The organism is Devosia soli, assembly GCF_000970455.1.
Lineage (GTDB): Bacteria > Pseudomonadota > Alphaproteobacteria > Rhizobiales > Devosiaceae > Devosia > Devosia soli.
This window is the reverse complement of sequence record NZ_LAJG01000014.1, coordinates 689,004-709,287: the sequence shown is the minus strand read 5'-3', so window position 1 is coordinate 709,287 and position 20,284 is coordinate 689,004. Positions and strand designations below refer to the sequence as shown.

Below are 20,284 nucleotides of genomic sequence, written 5' to 3'. Positions count from 1 at the left end.
TGGACTTACGATGATGGACAGCCAGACTCGAGGGGAGAGTCGCAAGACTGTGTGGATGAGCGCGGTGGGACAAGGATCAACCGGCCTGCAGGCGGCGGTGTTCGGGCGGCGTACGGTCAGACGTATTGCCATCTGGGTTTCGCTTGTCCTTGTCTGCTCGGCAGCCTTTGTGTCACTGCTGCTGCTGCAAGGGATCGAGCGACAACTCAACGATATTACGAGGACTTACGCAGTCCGTGACACAGCGCGCGAATTGTCAAGTGCCATGAGCCAGGCCGAAGCGAGCCAGCGCGGCTACATGCTGACTCGCGACGCGCAGTTTCTTGAGCCCTATAATGCCGCAGCCGACACGATCGACGCACATGTCGCGGCGTTGCTCGAAATGACGTCGGATGACCCGACCCAAGCTGAGCGCATGCGCAGCATTACTGGTGACATAGCCGGCAAGATGGCCGAGATGGCGCGTACGGTCGAGTTGGTCGCCACGCGCCGGCAGGAAGAGGCGCAGAGCCTTACCGAGACCGGCATGGGCGCGCGAATGATGAGCGAAGTTCGCAATACGCTCGAAGTGTTTATTGCGGAAGAGAACCAAAAGCTCGTCGCACGCAACGACGCTATCGATCAGTCGCGCATCTGGCTTGTGGCCATGATCATAGCTTCGTTGGCGGCGGCCGTAAGCCTTGCTTGGGCGTTGATGTCGCGCACGCAAAAACAGGTTAGCGCCATGGCGCAGCGCCATCGCGGGCTGATCAACCAGAACGAAGCTCTGGAAGCTGAAGTCGCCGAGCGTACCCGCGCTATCGAGGAGGCTCGCGCCCATGCAGAGCGCGAGCGTCAGCGCGTCGAGGCGCTGCTGCAGGACACGAGCCACCGCATCGGCAATTCACTTGCAACGGTGTCATCGCTTCTCGCCCTGCAGTTGATGCGGACCCGCTCGGAAGAAGTGCGCGTTGCGCTTGAGGCGGCACGGCTCCGGGTTCACGCGATAGCGTCGGCCCATAGACGGCTGCGGCTTGGCGACGATATGGAGTCTGCAAGCGCGCAGGATTTTCTCAGCGCTGTGCTGGAAGATATCGCGACAACACAAACCGATTCGGGACGGATATCCATCGAGGGTAAGATTGACGGGATCGAGGTCAGTGCACGCGACGCGACGACGCTTGGTATCCTTGTCGGGGAATTTGTCACCAACGCTCTTAAGCACGCCTTCCCCAATGGTCGCCGCGGTAAGGTGGAGGTCTCCCTTTACCGTGACCCGGACGGCATCCCGACCCTGCTGGTCGCCGACAATGGCGTCGGCATCTCAGGAGAGTTGGGCGAAGGCGGGCTCGGGTCCGTTATTATCCGACAGCTCGCGGGCCAGTTTGGTGGCACGCCGCAATATACCAGCGGCCCAGGAACTGGGTTGAGAGTCATCGTGTCCTTGCCTGCTTTGACCAAATCACAAACAACGCCGGTTAATACCGCCGTGGAGTAATTTCGATGCGCATCGCCGCTATTCTGAACCGCGAAAGCGGGACGCTGCGCACCATGGATATCGATAGCTTCTGCAAAGAGGCCGTGGATATCTTCGCCAAGGCGGGGCACGAGCTCACCTGCAAAGTGGTGACGGGCAAAGACGTCCTCTCAACGATCGAAGAGTTGGCAGACGATGACATGTTCGATGCCATCATCGCGGCCGGAGGAGATGGCACGATCTCATCGGCAGCCGCTATCGCGCATGAGCGTGGCAAAACCCTCGGGCTTCTGCCTGCCGGCACCATGAACCTCTTTGCGCGCGCGCTCGGTGTGCCATCGGACATAAGCAAGGCGCTGCATGCCGTAGCGCAAGGACGCGTCGGCAAGATCGATCTGGCTACCGCCAATGGAAGACCATTCGTTCATCAGTTCAGTGTCGGGATCCACGCGCGACTGGTCCGGATAAGGGACAGTATGACCTATGGCAGCCGACTGGGCAAAATGTTTGCAAGCCTTCGGGCTATCGCAGCGGCCGCGGTCAATCCTCCGCGATTTGAGGTTGAATTCGAAGACGGCTCCGGACGTCACAGGCGTGTCGTTTCCGGAATCGCCGTGTCCAATAACCCGCTCGAGGATGGGCCGATGCCTGTCGCCGAGCGACTCAATACCGGGCAACTAGGCGTCTACTTTGCGGACAGTGTCACGACGGGTGAACTGGTGAGGCTGGTTATCGACGTTTTCACCGGCCGTTGGCGTGCAAACCCGCAGGTTACGGAGATCAAGACCAGCGGTATGGTGCTGCAGTTTCCCAAGCGGAAAGGCGATGCACGGGCGGTCATCGACGGAGAATTGATTGAGCTCGACCGACGGGTCGAGCTCAAAATTTTGCCGCAGGCGCTTTCGATGATTTTGCCGGCCAAGCTTGACTAGGTGTCGGAGCCTTTCTTGTGGCGCAGCAAGGTTAAAGCCGTAATGGCAGCAGCTGGTATGCCCAGCTTGACCAGAAGCGACGAGCGGGACAGCAACGGCAATGCAGTTAGCGCTGCAGTCGTGATATATGCGCTGGCGTCCGTCGTCCGTTTGCGTTCGGCGATATATCGCCGACGGCGGCTTTCGCCGATCGACAGGCCGATAAAGAAGAGCAATGCAAGCGCAATAAAGGCGCCTGCCATGACCAATGTCGCCGGCAGCAGACCGATCACATCAACAAGAGCGATGTAACCAGCCGCGATGAGGAATACCATGCCTATCGCTGCTGATAGAGCGATCAGCGCATAGACGATGACCAGCGTTTTTACACGCTGGCCGAGGCCCTCAACCTCAAGGCCGAGAAGGCCTGCAAGTGGCATCAAAAGCCCAAGCATCAGCGCGTCAGTAGTGCGAGGACAAAGCCTACGCCCAAGGCAGTTGCAACAGCGGTCAGCGGCTTTGCGCGGATGGTTTCCTTGAGCTGCTGCTCATATTCGCCAGCTTGGTCCTGCGCCTCTTCGACCATATGCTGGCCACGGCGCTTGAGCTGACGGATTTCGGTTTCCGCGATATCGCGCACTTCGTTTGCTTTGTCGCCGGTCAGTTTCTTGAGCGTCTCGCCAATGGACTTGAGATCGCTCTGAAGCTGGGCAACCTGTGCTTCCAGTTCCTGCTCGCGGCTTTTTTCGGTGACGCGGGCTGCGGCGCTAGCAGCAGCTTTACGAGCGGCAGAAGGCGCCATGTCGGTAGTCGAGGCCATGTAATATACTCCCGGTTTTGCTTGCTAAAGAACGCCCAAGAAGGACGTTGGTTGCGCGCGCATGAAAAACAGAAAGCCCCGATGTGACGTGCACATCGGGGCGTAAGCGCGAACCGAAAGGGGGGCGACTGTCGGTTCGCTGGGCACTTTACGCACAGGGCGACCGGCTAGGCCGGCGTGCCTCTAGACGGGTGACACTAAATCCGGCCCATCAGGACCAGGATCAGCACCACAATCAGGACCACACCCAAAATGCCTGAGGGGAAGTAGCCGAAACCGCGGGAGTAACCCCAGCTCGGCAGTGCACCGATCAACAGCAGAATGAGAATGATAATTAGAATTGTGCCGAGTCCCATTAGACCCTCCTTACTCACGGCGTTGCCGGCGCCAATGTTCGACCCATTTCTGGTCCGGCAGGGAAACTGGGCGCGGAAACGCCCAGCAGAACTCGTTAAAGAAGCGCCACAAGCAGCGCCGCAGCAGCGACAAGGATCAGCGTCGCCGGGAGTAGCGCGCGCATGACTTCGCTAAAGTGGGTCGTGCCGTCATAAGCCTCAGCGCTCCACACCATGGTGGACCGGCCGGCATTTTCGAGCGCACGAATTTCTGCCTGTGTCATCTTGCCTCCAGCGCTCCGCTGTCGCGAAGCTGTTGGTCAATGCGCCTTGCTCGGCGCTGTGTGACCTATGAACGGAGGGAAAAGAGTTTGGTTCCGCCGGTTTATTCGATGCGGACTACATCCACCGACTGGCGGGTCTCATGGGACCCATGGGTGCGCAAAACGCCGACGATCGGGGAGATGTCTGCGTAGTCTCGACCGTGACCGATAGCGATGTGATCGCCGCCCGCAACCATGGCATTGGTGGGATCAAATTCGATCCAGCCCATATGCGTGCCGCACCAGACGCGGACCCAGGCGTGCATGGCATCGGCGCCGTCCAAACGCGCCTTGCCCGCGGGCGGATTGGTGCGGAGAAAGCCGGACACGTAGCCTGCTGGGATGCCAAGGCCACGAAGGCCCGCGATCATGACGTGGGCGAAGTCCTGGCAGACGCCCTTCTTTAAGGTGAAGGCTTCAGCCGGCTTGGTCTCGACGTCGGTTGCCTTGGGGTCGTATTCGAAATCCCTGTGAATGGCGAGGCAGAGCGCCATGGCCATGCCAAAGATGGTTTCTGCCTTGGTCGTAACGGTTTGAACATAGTCGGTGATCGCCGGCACGATCTGGACGCGTGGCGAGGCGGCCAGAAAATGCTGCGGACTGTCGGGTTCAACCGACCAGAAGCGGGAAATCTCCAGCCCGAGCTTTTCAAGGCTTGCGGATAAATCCGCCTGGCCTCGGCGATCTTCAACCTGGACGCGAGCAGTTAGCCGGATGTCGAGCTTTTCGTGCGGATCAACGAAGGTGACGTCACTGACCGTATTGCCGAAAAAGTCGACGAAGCTCGTGACCCGATGCGGGGTAGGAGAAAAAGACAAGGAGGAAGCAACGACGCGCTGCACTCCAGGCATTGTCGATGGTGCGACGCGAATATGGTGCCGCCCACCGTGGACAGGCGCGTCGTAGTCATAGGTCAGGGTGAGGCGAACATCGTAGAGCATCAGGTGAAGTAGTGCCCTGCAACAAGGCTCGCGAGAAGACCGATCTCGCCGGCGATACGCTCAAGCTCTTCAGGCGTGACGGCCTGTGGCTCCGCGATGATGAGTGCAGTCTGGAGCTGCAATGCGGTCTTGGCAACCGTTGAGAGTTGGCCGTCGCGGATGCCGCCGGGCAGGGCTTCGAGCTGGGTGCGGAGTTCGGTCAACTGAAAGAGAACCGAACGCGGGTTGAGAGGGTCGAGAACGAGAAGGTCGATGGCGCTTTGAGTGCCTGCGGTCACCGAATAGCGGCGGCGATGGGACATGACGCTGTCGCCGATCTCAAGCAGCATTTCGAGCGAGCCGTCGGGTGCATCCTCGCCGGTCAGCCAGCCGGCAATGCGCGAAATCTGGATGGCGCGCTCCAGGCGACGGCCGATCTCGAGGAAGCGCCAGCCGGCAAAGCGGTACATATTTTCATGCACGAGGCCTGAGAAGCCTGCAAGTTTGCGCAGGAGCACCGTCATGGCGCGCGTCGCATCATCGCCGGTCTGGATGCGCGTTGCAAAGCGTTGAGCGGTCTTTTGCAGATCGTTGAGGGCGAGCCACCCGTCGGGCGAGAAGCGGTCACGGATTTGCCCGGCGCTGTGAACGGCGCTGTTGATCGAGAGCAGCAGGCCATGCGGCATGGCCTCAGATGCGTCGACATCGATGCTTTTCAAGAATTCGGCGCAGTGCGTCAGGATCGGCAGGTCGGGCTTGGAGAGTTCTGCGAGGCGGGCGTTATAGGCCCGAAGAATGCGGACCGTGGCTTCGCACCGTTCGGCATAGCGGCCTAGCCAGATTAGGTTGTCGGCGGCGCGGCTCGGCAGGCTGCCGGCCGAATTGCGGACCAGCTTGTCGCCTTCCTGCGGCAGGAGCGAGACCTGCTCGACGGGCTTTGATGAAACAACCCAGACGTCGGCGGCCTGTCCACCGCGCTGCATGGCTAATGCCGTTGTGTCCGGGGTTGAACCGACGCGGGCAAAGCCGCCCGGCATCAGGCCCCAGCCTTCCTGGGTGCGCGCGGCAAAAACGCGGAGCGTGATTGGTCGCGGCTCGAGCTTACCTTCCTGATAAACCGGCGCTGTCGATAGCCTCACCGGCTCCTGGCCGACATAATGGCGGCCATGGGTGGCGATGCGGTCCTTGAGCTGGGCTTTCTGCGTCGATGTCATGCTGCCGCCAAGCGCAGTGCCGCGGAGATCGTCGAAGGGCAGGGTTGTGGCGAAGGCCGGACCGATCATCAGGGCGTCGAAATTGTCGAGCACATATTCGCGCTCAGCGGCTTGGCCGCACCACCAGGTGGCGATCTCGGGCAATTCGAGACCGGCGCCGGTAAGGTGTTTTGAGAGGCGCGGCATGAAGGCCGATAGAGCGCGAGTTTCGAGAATGCCCGTGCCGAGTGCATTGATCATCGAGATCGAACCGGAACGGACTGCCTCGACCATGCCGGGCGTGCCGATGCGGCTGTCGTAGCGCAGTTCGAGCGGGTCAACGAAGCTGGCATCCATGCGCCGCCAGAGGACGCTGACCGGCTTCAGCCCGGAGACGGTACGCACCATAACCCGGCCCGCCTCGACGACAAGATCTTCGCCTTCGAGCAGCATCAGCCCAAGGTAACGCGCGATATAGGCGTGCTCGAAATAGGTTTCGTTGAGTTGGCCCGGCGTCAGGATGCCGACCCGGCCACCGTCGGGTCGCGACTGAGCGAAGAGGTGATCGCGGAAGTCGCGGAAGAAGCCGGCGAGCCGATGAATGTTCATCTCGCCATAGACGTCGGACAGCGCGCGTGTGGTAGCGACGCGGTTTTCCAGTGCGAAACCTGCGCCGGACGGCGCCTGTGTGCGATCGCCGAGCACCCACCAGCCACCGTCAGGACCACGGCCAAGTTCGAAGGCGCAGAAATGCAAAAACTGCCCGTTTGTCGGTTGAACACCAACAAGCGGCCGCAGAAATTCGCTGTTTTGCGCGATCAGCTCTGGCGGCAAGAGACCTTCCTGCACCAGGCGATTGTCGCTGTAAATATCCGCAACGATGCGTTCGAGCAGTTCGACGCGCTGGATGAGGCCGCGCGACAGCGTGCGCCATTCGGTTTCGTCGATGAGAAGAGGGATATGCGCCAGCGGCCAGGCCCGCTCCTTGCCAGCGGCGCCGTCATATTTGCGATAGAACACGCCGGCGTCGCGCAGATACTGATCTGCGCGCTCGAACCGGGCTGCAAGCTCGGCCGAGCCCAGCGAATCGAAGGCGCCCATGAGCCGATCCCAGCCCGGGCGCAGCTTGCCGGCGGCGTCGATCATTTCGTCCGGCACGCCCGGCAGCAAGTGATAATCCGAGATGATGCTCGGGCTGGGCCGCGGGGCGCTGCGGGGTTCGGAGGTCCGCTTGGTCATGGCGTTCAGGTGAACCGGGGCGGTCGCCGGAGATCGAGCGTGAGCGGAAATTCGTCCGCCGGCCGCTCCGGGCGGTAGGAATAGGTGCCGGGCGTATAATTGTGCGGCACGAAACGCGCAAGCCGCCGTGCCTCGGCCTCGTTGCCATTGACGGGGAAAGTCTCGTAGTTGCGACCGCCTGGGTGAGCGACGTGATAGACGCAGCCGCCAATGGCCTTGCCAGTCCATTTATCGAAGATGTCGAAAACGAGTGGCGCGTGAACCGGCATGGTCGGATGCATGCCGGAGGCGGGTTGCCAGGCCTTGAAGCGGACGCCGGCGACCGAAGTGCCCATGGTGCCGGTAGCGGTCAGCGGCGTAGCGCGCTCGTTGCAGGTGACGGTATAGCGCTCGGGATTTGGCGCGGTGAGCTTGACCTGGAGACGTTCTACGGAGCTATCCACATAGCGCACGGTGCCGCCGATGGCCCCTTGTTCGCCCATGACGTGCCAGGGCTCAAGTGCTTGACGGAGTTCAAGTTTTACGCCTTCGACTTCGACTTCGCCACAGAAGGGGAAGCGGAACTCGAGCTGGGCTTCGAACCAAGCAGGATCGAAGTCGAAGCCGCTGCGGCCAAGTTCGGCGAGCATGGCGAGGAAATCCTGCCAGACGAAGTGCGGCAGCATGAACCGGTCATGGAGCGTCGTACCCCAGCGGACGAGGTCGCCCTGCGCAGGATTTTTCCAGTAATGCGCGACGAGGGCCCGGATCAGCAATTGCTGGGCAAGGCTCATGCGGGCATTGGGCGGCATTTCAAAGCCACGGAATTCGACGAGCCCGAGCCGGCCGGTGGGGCCGTCCGGGGAATAGAGCTTGTCGATACATATTTCCGAGCGGTGGGTGTTGCCGGTAACGTCCGTCAAGAGATTGCGGAAGAGCCGGTCGGTCAGCCAGGGCAGGGGCGGTTGGCCCTGGTTTGGCGCCGGTACCTGGGCCATGGCGATTTCGAGTTCATAAAGACTGTCGTGCCGTGCCTCGTCGAAGCGCGGGGCCTGGCTTGTCGGCCCGATGAAGAGACCCGAGAACAGGTAGCTCATCGACGGGTGGCGCTGCCAGTGGAGGATCAGCGACTTGAGAAGATCGGGTCGGCGCAGGAACGGGCTGTCATTGGGCGTCGCGCCGCCGACGACGACGTGATTGCCCCCGCCGGTACCGGTATGCTTGCCGTCGATCATGAATTTGTCGGCGCCAAGCCGGCTCTGGCGGGCTTCCTCATAGATGGCGTCAGTCGTGGCGACGCAATCGTCCCAGCTCGCGGCAGGGTGGATGTTGACCTCGATGACGCCTGGATCAGGCGCGACCCGAATGACGTTTAGACGCGGATCGTGCGGAGGCGGATAGCCTTCGACGTGGACCGGCTTGCCAATCGACTTGGCGCCGGCCTCGGTGGCTGCGATGAGTTCGAGGTAATCTTCGAGCTTTGCTACGGGTGGCAGAAAGACACAAAGGCGCCCGTCTCGCATCTCAACCGTTAACGCCGTGCGTACCGCTCCGTCGATTTCGTTAACGACCTGCGGGCTGATCTGTTGGGTTTCGGACGTGGGAATGAAGCCCGTCGTCGGCTGGTTTCGCGCGCTGACCAGCAGCTCCGCCGGCTCAGGCAATGGCGGGTGCTCGATGCCCGGATCATCTGGAACGACATGGGGATAACTGGTGGTCGACAGATGCCGCAAACTGCCGAGCGGCAGGCGATAGCCGGCGGCGCTATCCCCGGGGACAAGATATAATTTGCCTCGGCGGGTGCGCCATTGCTCGGTGGTCCATCGCGCTCCGGTGGCCGTGGCGTTCCACCGCTGGACGGGCAGTACGAAGCCCGTGGGATTGGACAGGCCACGGTTGAACACCGTGGCAATACGCGCGCGTTCTTCGGCATCGGCGAGCTTTGAATTGTCGGGATCGACATTTTCGGGAAGCTTGGCTTCCTTGAGGATCCATTCGCCCGGATCTTCGTAAGCAGCCGCAATGGTTTCGCTGGTAATGCCGAGATTTTGGGCGATGGCGCGGGTCAGCGCCTCGGCGTCCGCTGCCGTAACACCGTAGTCGGTGCCTTCCTTGGCGATAAGGTTTTCATCGGACCAGACGGGCTTGCCGTCGACCCGCCAGAACAGCGAGAAAGTCCAGCGCGGGAGCGTTTCTCCGGGGTACCACTTGCCCTGGCCATGGTGGAGCATGCCGTTTGGCGCAAAGCGCTTGCGCAGGCGACGAATGAGCGTATCGGCAAGCCGGCGCTTGGTCGGGCCGACGGCACCGGCATTCCATTCGTCGGCCTCGAAATCGTCGATGGAAACGAATGTCGGCTCGCCCCCCATGGTCAGCCGCACATCTTCAGCTTTCAGGATAGAATCGACCTTCTGGCCTAAAGCATTGAGGCGGTTCCAGCTTTCGTCTGAAAACGGCTTAGTGATGCGAGGGTGTTCGGCAACGCGGGTCACTTTCATGTCGAAGGCGAAATCGACTTCGGCAAAGGTCGCGGTGCCCGAAATCGGGGCGGCGTTGCGATAATGCGGCGTCGCAGCGAGCGGCACATGGCTCTCGCCCGTGAAAAGCCCGGAGGTCGGATCAAGGCCGATCCACCCCGCGCCGGGTAGATAGACTTCGCACCAGGCGTGGAGGTCGGTGAAATCGTAGCTTGTTCCGGCCGGGCCATCCAGCGCGACAAGATCGGGCTTGAGCTGGATCAGATAGCCGGACACGAAGCGCGCCGCAAAACCAAGGTGACGCAAGACGTTGACGAGCAACCAGCTCGAATCGCGGCAGGATCCCTTGGCATTTGTCAGCGTCTCCTCCGGTGTCCACACGCCCGGCTCCATGCGGACGATGTAGTTGATCGTCTGTTGCAGCCTGGCGTTGAGCTCGGTGATGAAGGTCACCGTGTTGCGCGGTCGCTTATCGAGATTATCGAGGAAGCGGGAGAGAGCGGGAGTAAGCGGCTCGGCGCGGCGATAGATCGAGAGGTCTTCGCGCAGGTCCTCGGGATACTCGAAGGGCCAGGTCTCGGCGGATTCCTCGACGAAGAAGTCGAAGGGATTATAGACCGTCATGTCCGCGACGAGGTCGACTTCGATCTTGAGTTCGGTGACCGGCTCGGGAAAAACGAAGCGCGTCAAGTAGTTACCATAGGGGTCCTGCTGCGTGTTGACGAAGTGCAGATCTGGCGAGACACGGAGGGAGTGGCTCAGAACCTTGGTTTTAGAATGGGGCGCGGGCTGCAACCGGATGATCTGCGGACCCAGGAAAACAGGGCGGTCATAGCGGTAATGCGTCAGATGATAGATTGCGGCTTTGATCGACATTGCTACGCGTCGCTCGCTCCATGGCCACAGATTTCAGCTTCCCGAATATGAGCTTATCGGCGTTTCCCGACCTTGAACAGGCTGTGAATCGGGTAGCAGTCCGTTAACTCCGAGCGCTTGTCGACGCCATTTTGGTTACGGCCATGCGGATATCGCGTTCGGTATCGCGCAAATGGAGGCGCATCGCCTCGGCAGCCGCCCGTCCATTGCCCTCTCGGATACAATCAAGGACGCGCTGATGGGCCTCGATGGTGTCGCGAGGCGTGTGACCGCGGAAGGCGTGACCGCGCTGGCTGATGTAAAAACCCTCGCGAAGGGGAATCGCCATGGCCTCGAAGAGATATCCCAAAACACGGTTACCGCTCGCAAGCGCCACCGCCTCGTGAAAGCCGAAGTCGCATTCGTGGAAGCGCGCCTCGGTCGCCTCGTCTGCGAAGTCGGCGGAATCACCGATCGCGTCGCGCATGCCCTGGAGGGCGTTTTCGATGGCGGTGACCCCGGCCCGGTTGGCCCGTTTGGCTGCCAAAGTCGCCGATTGGACTTCCAATGACAAACGTACCTCAACAAGGTCGAAAAGACCCTTAGGGTCGGCCCTGACGAGCGATGTCAGGAAGTCTGTGAAGGCGGATCCGTCGGGCTCACGCACCACCGCACGGCGACCCCGCGAAAGCTCCAGAAGGCCCCGGCCGGCAAGGAGTTTTACCGCTTCGCGGATAGTCAGACGGCTGACCGAATAGCGGTCCGCCAGTTCCGCCTCGCTGGGCAGGCTTTGGCCCGGCGCCAACTCTCCAAGGATCACCTGCGCCAGATCATCGGCCACCGCGCTCGCGGCGCTGCCGTGATCGGGGCGCGTCTCGCCACCCAGACTAACCACATATCCTCCAAGGTATCAGATACCTTTGACTCTACCTGCCGGTTTTCCGGACTGTTGAGGGCAGAGTCCTGCACGACTTTCCCGGACGTTAGCGTGTGATGGTTAAGACAGCAACGGCCAGAAAGCGGGCGTTCTACGCCGAATTTTATATCTTCGACAATCGAAAAAATAACCGTGTGCAGAACTACCCCGCTTTACATGCATATCTGATTATCCTAATTTCCTGCCCGTGGCCTTGAAAGGTCCAAGGCGGCAGCCAAGCCGCCCGAGCAGGAGGACATCATGCAGTTCCATCCCGGTTGCCGGCGCCAGGCCGGCAAGGTGGGGGCATCCCGATGGGCGATGGGCGCTGGCCCGTGCCGCGCGGGTGGCAGGAATGAATTGGCCTGATCGAACAAGACCACGACGAACACATCAACCATCTCGAAAAATCTAAGGGAGTCGAGACGTGAAGGTTCTGAAATCAATCGCGACGCTGTTTGCCGCCGGTGCCCTGTTGGCCACCGCTGCGACCGCCGCCTACGCCCAGGATAAGGGCCAGATCGGCATTGCCATGCCGACGCAGTCGTCGCTCCGCTGGATTTCGGACGGCAACGAGCTCAAGACCGCGCTCGAAGGCAAGGGCTACACCGTCGACCTGCAGTATGCAGAAGACGACATCCCGAACCAGCTCGCCCAGATCGAAAACATGGTCACCAAGGGCGTCAAGGCTCTCGTGATCGCCTCGATCGACGGCACCACCCTGTCGGCCGTGCTTCAGCAGGCTGCCGATGCCGGCATCAAGGTCATCGCTTACGACCGTCTGATCCGTGAATCGGGCAATGTCGACTACTACACCACCTTCGACAACTTCCAGGTCGGTGTGCTCCAGGCCAACAGCCTCGTAAAGGGCCTCAAGGAACGCTTCGCGGACACCAAGCCGTGGAACGTGGAACTCTTCGGCGGCTCGCCGGACGACAACAACGCCTTCTTCTTCTACGACGGCGCGATGAGCGTTCTGCAGCCGATGATCGACTCGGGCGACATCGTGATCAAGTCCGGCCAGATGGGCATGGACCAAGTCGGTACGCTGCGTTGGGACGGTGCGGTTGCCCAGGCTCGCATGGACAATATCCTCTCGGCCAACTACTCGGACGGTTCGCGCGTTGACGGCGTTCTCGCCCCCTATGATGGCCTGTCGCGCGGCATCATCTCGTCGCTCCGCGGCGTTGGTTATGGCTCGGGCGACCTCGCATGGCCGATCATCACCGGCCAGGACGCTGAAGCTCCGTCGGTGAAGGCAATCATTGCCGGCGAACAGTATTCGACCATCTACAAGGACACCCGCGAACTGGCCAAGACCACTGCCGACCTCGTCGACACCGTGGTTTCGGGCGGCACGCCGGAAGGCCTCGACACCACCACCTATGACAATGGCGTCAAGGTTGTGCCGTCGATCCTGCTGACCCCGTATGAAGTCGATGCGACCAACTACAAGGAACTGGTCGTCGACTCGGGCTACATCAAGGAAGAAGACCTGCAGTAAGTCCTGCAGACTGACGAACAGGGGCTCCGCGGTGACGCGGGGCCCTTTCCCGTAAACGGGAGCGGGACGCAAGCCAGGACAAGCGGACCGGGCGCATACGAGAAAGCGACCTATGACCAAGACCATTCTTGAGATGCGCAGCATCACCAAGACCTTCCCAGGCGTCAAAGCGCTGTCGGACGTCAATCTCGACGTTCGGGAGGGAGAAATCCACGCCATCTGCGGCGAAAACGGCGCCGGCAAATCCACCCTGATGAAGGTGTTGAGCGGCGTTTATCCCCACGGCTCCTATGAGGGCCAGATCGTCTATAATGGCGAAGAACAGCATTTCCGCACCATTCGCGACAGCGAGCGGAAGGGCATCGTGATCATCCACCAGGAACTCGCGCTGGTGCCGCTGCTCTCGATCGCCGAAAACATCTTCCTCGGCAACGAACAGGCCAAGGGTGGCGTCATCGACTGGGACGAGACGCGCGACGGCGCGCGCAAGCTCCTGGCCATGGTGGGTCTCAACGAAGACCCCGACACGCTCGTGACCAATCTCGGCCTCGGAAAGCAGCAGCTTGTCGAGATCGCCAAGGCGCTCTCCAAGCAGGTGCAGCTTCTCATTCTCGATGAGCCGACTGCCTCGCTCTCGGAAAAGGATAGCCAGGCGCTGCTCGACCTCCTGCTCGAATTCAAGAAGCAGGGGATCACCTCGATCATCATCAGCCACAAGCTCAATGAAATCTCGCGTATCGCCGACCGCGTGACCGTGATCCGCGACGGCCGCACGATCGAAACGATGGATACCAACGAGATCACCGAGGATCGCATCATCACCTCGATGGTTGGGCGTTCACTCGAAGATCGCTACCCCAATCGCGAGCCCAAAATCGGCGAAACGATCCTCGAGGTGAAGGACTGGTCAGTCTATCACCCCCAGCATCGCGACCGCCAGGTGATCAAGAACATCAACATCACCCTGCGCAAGGGTGAAGTAGTGGGTATCGCCGGGCTCATGGGCTCGGGCCGCACCGAATTCGCCATGAGCCTTTTCGGCAAATCCTGGGGGCAGAAGATCACCGGCGACGTGATCATGAACGGCAAGAAGGTCGATACCTCGACCGTCGAACGGGCCATCCGGTCGGGTATTGCCTATGCCACGGAAGACCGCAAGCATTTCGGGCTCAACCTCATCGACCACATCAAGCACAATGTGACGATCGCCAACCTGCCGGGGGTGTCGCGCTGGGGTGTCATCGACGATCTCGCCGAGCTCGATGTCGCCAACGATTATCGCAAGAAGACCAATATCCGGTCTTCGAGCGTCTATCAGGTGACCGGTAATCTCTCGGGCGGGAACCAGCAGAAGGTCGTGCTCTCCAAGTGGCTCTATGCCAACCCGGATGTGCTCATCCTCGACGAGCCCACCCGCGGCATCGACGTCGGCGCCAAATATGAAATCTACACGATCATCAACCAGCTCGCCGCACAGGGCAAAGCCATCCTGGTGATCTCTTCGGAAATGCCCGAGCTGCTCGGCATTACCGACCGTCTCTATGTTATGAATGAAGGCCGCATCGTGGGCGAAATGCCCACCAGCGAGGCGAGCCAGGAAAAGATCATGCGCTCGATCGTACGCGCTGAAGGAAAGGCATCATGACCGTTCAAACTGCACCGACCGGTACCGCGGCCGATCAGGCCAAGTCCAAGGAACTGAGCTTCCTGGGCGCGTTGCAGGCCAATATGCGCGACTATGGCCTGTTGCTGGCGCTCATCCTGATCATGGTGTTCTTCCAGTATTTTACCGCCGGCGTGCTCTTCAAGCCGGTGAACCTGACCAATATCATCCTGCAGAACAGCTATATCATCGTGATGGCGCTGGGCATGCTGCTGGTGATCGTGGCGGGTCATATCGACCTTTCGGTGGGCTCGGTTTCCGGCTTTGTCGGCGCACTTGCGGCCATGCTGATGGTCGGCTGGCGCTTCCCGCCCGAATTCGCCTTCCTCGCCAATCCGATCGTTGCCGGCATCATCTGTCTCGTCGTCGGCGCCATCATCGGGGCGGCACAAGGCTATCTCATCGCTTATCACAAGATCCCCAGCTTCATCGTGACGCTGGCCGGCATGCTCATCTTCAAGGGCCTGTCGCTCGCCATCCTCGCCGGCAAGTCTGTGGGTCCGTTCCCGGCTGAGTTCCAGCTGCTTTCGGCAGGGTTCATTCCCGACGTGATCGGGCCGACGACGCTGGTGGCTGCCAGCGAAGGCGTGCAGCCGCTCGTCCTGCACACGACGACGATGGTCATCGCCATTCTCGCCGTTGTCGGCACGGTGTTCTTCGCCATCCGCAGCCGGGCGCGCCGCAAGGCCCGTGGCTACGACGTCGAGCCGTTTAGTCTGTTTGTCGTCAAAAATCTCGTCATCGCAGCGCTCGTGTTGTTCTTTGCCTATATGCTGGCCTCTTATCGCGGCCTGCCGAACGTGCTCGTCGTCATGGGTGTCCTCATCGCGTTCTTCGTGTTCCTCACCAAGCGCATGACCTTTGGCCGCCGCATCTATGCCCTCGGCGGTAACCTCAAGGCTGCCGCGCTTTCGGGCATCAAGACCGAACGCACGACGTTCTACATCTTCGCCATCATGGGTGCGCTCGCCGCTCTCGCCGGCATGATCTATGCCGCTCGCCTCAATTCGGCGACGCCGAAGGCCGGCCAGGGGCTCGAACTCGACGTGATCGCGGCCGTGTTCATCGGCGGCGCTTCGGCACTCGGCGGCGTCGGCGCCGTGGCCGGTGCCGTGATCGGCGCGTTCATCATGGGTGTGATGAACAACGGCATGTCGATCATGGGCGTCAACATCGATTGGCAGCAGATGATCAAGGGCGTCGTGCTGCTCGCAGCCGTGTTCTTCGATCTTTATAACAAGAACCGCTCGGCCTGATTTTTCGGGCTTTAGAGGTTGGGGCCGTCGGGGAAACCCGGCGGCCCTTTTTGTTTTCAGGCGGGGCCTTCAGCTGCCATAGCTTTGGGCGACGTCGAGGACCCAGGTGATGCCGAAACGGTCTGTGAGCATACCGTAGAGTGGCGTCCAGCCGGATGGGGCGAGCGGCTGGATGATCGTGGCGCCCTGGCTTAGTGCGTTCCAATAGCGCGTGATTTCATCAGCGTTGGAGCCGCGCACCGAAACGAAGACCGGCGAGATGCCGGAATCGAAGGGGCGGGCGGCAGGGACGTCGAAAGCCATGATGCGAAAGCCTTCGGGGCTTTCGACTTGTCCGAAGGCGACGAGGTCGGCTTCCTCAGCAGGGAATGAGGGGTAGGCTTGGCTGTGCGTGGCGACCATGAGCTGGCCGCCGAAGATGGACCGGTAAAACTCCAGAGCCTCGCGCGCTTGGCCGCGAAAATTGAGATGGGTGGTGGTGGTGATGCTCATGGCGTCGTCCTTGCTGAAGTGATGACGCTGTTGTAACGCTACCCAACTGACAGTTTCCGGCAGTTGAACATGGCGCGATCCGATCGACTATTGAGGTTGCTGCAGGCCATGCGCGTGATGCCGGCGCCGATCACGGCGCAACGGCTGGCAGAAGAGACAGGCGTTTCGCTGCGCTCGCTCTATCGCGATATCGACAGCTTGCGGGCGGCCGGGGCGCGGATCGAGGGCGAGCGTGGCTATGGCTATCGGCTGATCGAGGATTTTGCGCTGCCGCCACAGACGCTGACGCGGGCCGAGATCGAGGCGCTGGTTCTGGGCTTAAGCGAAGTTCGCGGCATGGGGGACAAGGCGCTCGCGGATGCGGCACGTTCGGCGCTCGCCAAGATCTCTGCGACCCTGCCCGATGAGGCGGAGCAGCAGGTGCTCCATGCCGTGTCGCTAGTCTATCGACCCGAGCCGCGGACGGTGGGCGTCGATCTCGAAACGCTGCGCGAGGCGGCATGGCGCGAGCGGGCGGTCGAGATTGCCTATGTCGATCAGCATGGCGCCGAGAGCGAGCGCACGATCTGGCCGCTGGCGCTGGTCTATACGGAGAGGACACTTTCGGTACTGGCCTGGTGCTGCTTCAGGCAGGATTTTCGGATTTTCCGGGGCGACCGGATGCGGGCCGCTCGGGTGACCGGCGACAGTTTTAGGCCAAGACGCGTACCGTTGCTGCGTGATTATCTAGCGCGGCTCGAAGCGCGAGACAGCGCTTGATCACTCCGCCGGCTCGGGGCCCTGTTCGAGATTGTCGAGTTCGCGTTCGAGCTTTGCCTCTTCCTCGGCCTTCGGTGTCGAGAAGCGGGCGAGGAGGAGGTAGGCGACGGGGGTGAGGTAGAGCGTGGCGATGGCGGCAAAGCCGAGGCCGCCGACCATGACCCAGCCGAGCGCCGCGCGGGCTTCGGCGCCGGCGCCGGACGCGAGGACCAGAGGGACGCCACCCAGAATAGTAGCGATCATGGTCATCAGCACCGGGCGGAGGCGGATATTGGAAGCTTCCTCGATCGCTTCGGCGACCGACATGCCACGGTCGCGAAGCTGGTTGGCGAATTCGACGATGAGGATGCCGTTCTTGGCCATGATGCCGACGACGAGGACGAGGCCGATCTGGCTAAAAATGTTGAGGCTGCCGCCAGTCAGGAGAATGGCCCAGAGCCCCGCGGCAACGCCGAAGGGCACGGTGGCCATGACGATGATGGCGCTCCAGAAACTTTCGAACTGGGCGGCGAGGACGAGGAGGATGATGACGAGCGCAAAACCGAAGGTGAGGAAAAGCGCGTTATTGGCTTCGCCGATAGTCTTTGCTTCGGCGAGCGGCAGGATAGAGGTGCCCTGGGGAAGGAGCGGCGTCGCGATCTTGAGCAGCTCGCTATAGGCATCGCCGAGCGCCAGTCCACCTTCGAGGCTGGCTGTGACGGGAACGGAGCGGCGCTGCTGCTCGCGGCGGAGCGAGGGTGGCACGGGAGCTTCCTCAATTGTGGCGATGGTCGACATCGGCACATAGCGGCCGTCGCCGGTGCGCACGAAGAGTTGTTCGAGATCTCTGGGATCGTTGATTGGGTTGGTGGTCGAGAGCATGCGGATCGAATAGCTCTCGTCGTTGATGAAGATCGAGCCGACATCGGAACCATCGATCATCGCCTGCATGGTGGGGGCGAGGCCGTTGATGTCGATGCCGAGCGCATCGGCGCGGGCGCGATCGACCGTCAGGGTCAGTTCGGGTTGGGTGGTGTCGAAATTGACCGAGACCTGGCCAAACCGGCCATCGGCCTCCAGCGCGTCGGCGATGGCTTGGGCGGTATCGGAGAGTACCGCGTAGTCCGAGCCGGCGACGGCGAACTGCAGCCCTGAGCCGCCGCCGCGAATGCCGAGGCTGTTGCCCTGGCTGACGGACGCCCGGACGCCGGGAACCTGAGTCATCAGCTGGTTGATTTCGGCGGCGATCGTCTGCTGGCTGCGCTCGCGTTCGCCCCAAGGGGCCAGGGTCAGGGTGATCGACCCACCATTGCCCCAGCCGGAAAGGACGAAGACCGAGCGCACTTCACCGCTTTCGACATATGGCTGCAGCATGGTTTCGACCTGGCTGAGGCGCGTGCGGACAAAATCGAGGCTGGCCGTATTGGGCGCCGAGATGCGCAGGTTGATGGCCGAGCGGTCTTCGGAGGGGGTAATTTCCTGCCGCAAGGCGCCGTAGACATAATATGCCGAGCCCGCAAAAAGGACGGCTACCAGGATGACGACCAACGGATTGCGCAGCGCTGTGCGCAGGGTAAAGCGATAAAGGCTCGCAAAGAGCCGCCCGATGGCGGCGAAGGGTCCGCCGGTGTGTTCCTTGTGATCGTCCCGCAGGAGGCGCGAGGCGACCATCGGGCCCATGGATAGGGCGACGACGCCGGAAAGCATCACGGCAATGGCAAGGGTATAGCCGAACTCGCGGAAGAGGCGGCCGGTCTGGCCTTCGAGAAAGCTCAAGGGCACGAAAACGGCGACGAGGGTGAGCGTCGTGGCGATAACGGCAAAGAACACCTCCTGCGTGCCGAGGACGGCGGCGGCGCGCGGGCCAGCGCCCATGTGCTTTCGGCGCATGATGTTTTCGAGGACAACGATGGCGTCGTCGACGACGAGGCCGGTCGCCAGCACCAGCGCCAGCAGCGTGATGATGTTGAGCGAGAAGCCAGCCAGATACATGCCGGCGACGGCGCCCAGGAGCGCGATGGGCATGGAAATGGCAGGGACGATGATGGCGCGCCAATCGAGGAGGAAGAGATAGATGATGCCGACGACGACGACGAGCGCGACGATGAGGGCGATCTCGACTTCATGGAGCGCGCCTTCGATGAAGATGGCTTCGTCGCTCGAGATCTTTACCGTGACGCCTTCGGGGAGGGTCTGGTTGAGACTATCGACCGCTTCATGAACCGCGTGGGAAATCGAAACGCTGTTGGACTGCGCCTGGCGGACGATGCCGAGGCCAATAGCGGGCCGGCCATCGGCGCGAATGGACGATGTGCTGGCGGCGGCGTCGAAGACGACGCTCGCGACATCGCCGAGGCGAGAGCGGCCGTTGATGATGATGTCTTCGAAATCCTTGGACTCGCGGATTTCGGAAATGGCGCGGACAGAGATGTTTTGATTTGGGCCGTTGATGGAGCCGGCGGGGGAATCGAATGCAACGGTGCCAAGCGCAGTGCGGATATCGGCGACGGTGAGGCCGCGGCTCGCGAGTTTGACGGGGTCGATATCGACTTCGAACGCGGTGGTGCGGGTGCCATAGACCTGCACTTCGGCAACGCCTTCAACAGCAGCCAGCCGCTCGGTGATGATGCCATCGACCAATTCGCTGACCTCGCCGATGCTCAGGCGATCGGACGTGACGGCAAGCTGCATGACCGGCTGGGCATCGCTGTCGGCCTTGAAGATGGTCGGCGCTTCCACATCATCGGGCAGGCTGCGCGTGACGCGGCTCAAGGCGTCGCGCACGTCTGAAGTTGCGATATCGAGATTGGTGTTCTCGGAGAATTCGAGCGTGACGCGGCTCTGGCCGACGGACGAACTCGAGGAAATCGCCGTGACGCCCTGGACGCGGGCGACGGCACCCTCGACAATGGCGGTGACTTCGCGGTCAACGGTTTCGGCAGCGGCACCAGAAAAGCTGGTCGAGACAGAGAGCACGGGACTTTCGACGCGGGGGAGTTCGCGCACTTCGATGCCGAGGAGGGCGGCGAGGCCCCCGACCATGATCAGTGCATTGATCACCACGGCCATGACCGGACGGCGGACAAAGAGGGTGGCGAGAGCGCCGCCGCGTTCGTTCTTGCTGGCGATGGACATTCTTGTTCCCCTCAGTGTCGGTCGGTGCGATGGGGTAGGGCTCTGGGGCGCAACTCCCAACTAGCCTCCCCC

At 61.5% G+C, this 20,284-nt stretch carries 16 protein-coding genes; 6 read left to right on the top strand and 10 right to left on the bottom strand.

The genetic code is table 11. The annotated features are described in order from the left end of the window. The first annotated feature begins 64 nt into the window (after positions 1-64). Positions 65-1,477, top strand: a complete 1,413-nt coding sequence (locus VW35_RS07500) for a sensor histidine kinase (RefSeq protein ID WP_161796873.1) — start codon at positions 65-67, stop codon at positions 1,475-1,477. Positions 1,478-1,482: 5 nt separating this feature from the next. Further along, positions 1,483-2,388, top strand: coding sequence for a diacylglycerol/lipid kinase family protein (locus tag VW35_RS07495; RefSeq protein ID WP_046142309.1), 906 nt, complete (start codon positions 1,483-1,485; stop codon positions 2,386-2,388). On the opposite strand, the gene VW35_RS20510 is transcribed toward VW35_RS07495, so the two are convergent. From VW35_RS20510 to VW35_RS07465, 8 genes are all read right to left on the bottom strand, one after another. Continuing rightward, complete coding sequence (locus tag VW35_RS20510) at positions 2,385-2,822, bottom strand: hypothetical protein (RefSeq protein WP_052951567.1); 438 nt, start codon at positions 2,820-2,822, stop codon at positions 2,385-2,387. The genes VW35_RS07495 and VW35_RS20510 overlap by 4 nt on opposite strands. After that, entirely contained in the window at positions 2,822-3,187 is a 366-nt protein-coding gene (locus VW35_RS07485) for an ElaB/YgaM/YqjD family protein (protein ID WP_046142308.1), read from the bottom strand. Before VW35_RS07485 ends, VW35_RS20510 begins: the two co-directional genes overlap by 1 nt. Before the next feature lie 197 nt (positions 3,188-3,384). Then, on the bottom strand, positions 3,385-3,543 hold the full coding sequence (locus tag VW35_RS20930; protein WP_083982503.1) for a DUF3309 family protein: 159 nt from the start codon (positions 3,541-3,543) through the stop codon (positions 3,385-3,387). Positions 3,544-3,638: 95 nt separating this feature from the next. Further along, positions 3,639-3,806 (bottom strand): hypothetical protein, encoded by a 168-nt coding sequence (locus VW35_RS21530; protein ID WP_161796872.1) that lies wholly within the window; start codon positions 3,804-3,806, stop codon positions 3,639-3,641. Positions 3,807-3,907: 101 nt separating this feature from the next. Continuing rightward, positions 3,908-4,786 (bottom strand): transglutaminase family protein, encoded by an 879-nt coding sequence (locus tag VW35_RS07480; RefSeq protein WP_046142307.1) that lies wholly within the window; start codon positions 4,784-4,786, stop codon positions 3,908-3,910. Further along, positions 4,786-7,197 carry a circularly permuted type 2 ATP-grasp protein gene (locus tag VW35_RS07475; RefSeq protein ID WP_046142306.1) on the bottom strand — a complete coding sequence of 804 codons (2,412 nt, stop codon included), beginning with the start codon at positions 7,195-7,197 and terminating at the stop codon, positions 4,786-4,788. The genes VW35_RS07480 and VW35_RS07475 overlap by 1 nt, the downstream gene beginning before the upstream one ends. A 5-nt stretch (positions 7,198-7,202) precedes the next feature. Next, complete coding sequence (locus VW35_RS07470; RefSeq protein WP_046142305.1) at positions 7,203-10,529, bottom strand: transglutaminase family protein; 3,327 nt, start codon at positions 10,527-10,529, stop codon at positions 7,203-7,205. Positions 10,530-10,632: 103 nt separating this feature from the next. Beyond that, positions 10,633-11,403: a FadR/GntR family transcriptional regulator gene (locus VW35_RS07465; RefSeq protein WP_052951566.1), complete on the bottom strand. Its 771-nt coding sequence runs from the start codon at positions 11,401-11,403 to the stop codon at positions 10,633-10,635. A gap of 457 nt (positions 11,404-11,860) precedes the next feature. On the opposite strand from VW35_RS07465, the gene chvE reads away from it, so the two are divergent. The 3 genes from chvE to mmsB all read left to right on the top strand — a co-directional run bounded on the left by chvE (position 11,861) and on the right by mmsB (position 15,847). Then, positions 11,861-12,928 (top strand): multiple monosaccharide ABC transporter substrate-binding protein, encoded by a 1,068-nt coding sequence (gene chvE, locus VW35_RS07460; protein ID WP_046142597.1) that lies wholly within the window; start codon positions 11,861-11,863, stop codon positions 12,926-12,928. A 112-nt stretch (positions 12,929-13,040) separates the two neighbouring features. Then, positions 13,041-14,573, top strand: a complete 1,533-nt coding sequence (gene mmsA, locus VW35_RS07455; RefSeq protein ID WP_046142304.1) for a multiple monosaccharide ABC transporter ATP-binding protein — start codon at positions 13,041-13,043, stop codon at positions 14,571-14,573. Continuing rightward, positions 14,570-15,847 carry a multiple monosaccharide ABC transporter permease gene (mmsB, locus tag VW35_RS07450; RefSeq protein ID WP_046142303.1) on the top strand — a complete coding sequence of 426 codons (1,278 nt, stop codon included), beginning with the start codon at positions 14,570-14,572 and terminating at the stop codon, positions 15,845-15,847. The genes mmsA and mmsB overlap by 4 nt, the downstream gene beginning before the upstream one ends. Before the next feature lie 69 nt (positions 15,848-15,916). On the opposite strand, the gene VW35_RS07445 is transcribed toward mmsB, so the two are convergent. Next, a complete protein-coding gene (locus VW35_RS07445) occupies positions 15,917-16,339 on the bottom strand; it encodes a VOC family protein (protein ID WP_046142302.1) in 423 nt (140 codons plus the stop codon). A gap of 69 nt (positions 16,340-16,408) precedes the next feature. Here VW35_RS07445 and VW35_RS07440 point away from each other — a divergent pair, with 69 nt between their 5' ends. Continuing rightward, complete coding sequence (locus VW35_RS07440) at positions 16,409-17,098, top strand: helix-turn-helix transcriptional regulator (protein ID WP_046142301.1); 690 nt, start codon at positions 16,409-16,411, stop codon at positions 17,096-17,098. Here the strand turns inward: VW35_RS07440 and VW35_RS07435 are convergent, their stop codons facing one another. Further along, the gene (locus VW35_RS07435; RefSeq protein ID WP_152662514.1) at positions 17,099-20,212 is read right to left on the bottom strand and encodes an efflux RND transporter permease subunit; all 3,114 of its coding nucleotides are present in this window, start codon (positions 20,210-20,212) and stop codon (positions 17,099-17,101) included. It lies immediately after the preceding gene. Between the last annotated feature and the right edge of the window lie 72 nt (positions 20,213-20,284).

Excerpts from the sequence above, each read along its gene's own strand:
- VW35_RS07495 (WP_046142309.1), top strand. The coding sequence starts at position 1,483 with ATGCGCATCGCCGCTATTCTGAACCGCGAAAGCGGGACGCTGCGCACC.
- VW35_RS20510 (WP_052951567.1), bottom strand. The coding sequence starts at position 2,822 with ATGCTTGGGCTTTTGATGCCACTTGCAGGCCTTCTCGGCCTTGAGGTT.
- VW35_RS07485 (WP_046142308.1), bottom strand. The coding sequence starts at position 3,187 with ATGGCCTCGACTACCGACATGGCGCCTTCTGCCGCTCGTAAAGCTGCT.
- VW35_RS20930 (WP_083982503.1), bottom strand. The coding sequence starts at position 3,543 with ATGGGACTCGGCACAATTCTAATTATCATTCTCATTCTGCTGTTGATC.
- VW35_RS21530 (WP_161796872.1), bottom strand. The coding sequence starts at position 3,806 with ATGACACAGGCAGAAATTCGTGCGCTCGAAAATGCCGGCCGGTCCACC.
- VW35_RS07480 (WP_046142307.1), bottom strand. The coding sequence starts at position 4,786 with ATGCTCTACGATGTTCGCCTCACCCTGACCTATGACTACGACGCGCCT.
- VW35_RS07475 (WP_046142306.1), bottom strand. The coding sequence starts at position 7,197 with ATGACCAAGCGGACCTCCGAACCCCGCAGCGCCCCGCGGCCCAGCCCG.
- VW35_RS07470 (WP_046142305.1), bottom strand. The coding sequence starts at position 10,529 with ATGTCGATCAAAGCCGCAATCTATCATCTGACGCATTACCGCTATGAC.
- mmsA (WP_046142304.1), top strand. The coding sequence starts at position 13,041 with ATGACCAAGACCATTCTTGAGATGCGCAGCATCACCAAGACCTTCCCA.
- mmsB (WP_046142303.1), top strand. The coding sequence starts at position 14,570 with ATGACCGTTCAAACTGCACCGACCGGTACCGCGGCCGATCAGGCCAAG.
- VW35_RS07445 (WP_046142302.1), bottom strand. The coding sequence starts at position 16,339 with ATGAGCATCACCACCACCACCCATCTCAATTTTCGCGGCCAAGCGCGC.
- VW35_RS07440 (WP_046142301.1), top strand. The coding sequence starts at position 16,409 with ATGGCGCGATCCGATCGACTATTGAGGTTGCTGCAGGCCATGCGCGTG.
- VW35_RS07435 (WP_152662514.1), bottom strand. The coding sequence starts at position 20,212 with ATGTCCATCGCCAGCAAGAACGAACGCGGCGGCGCTCTCGCCACCCTC.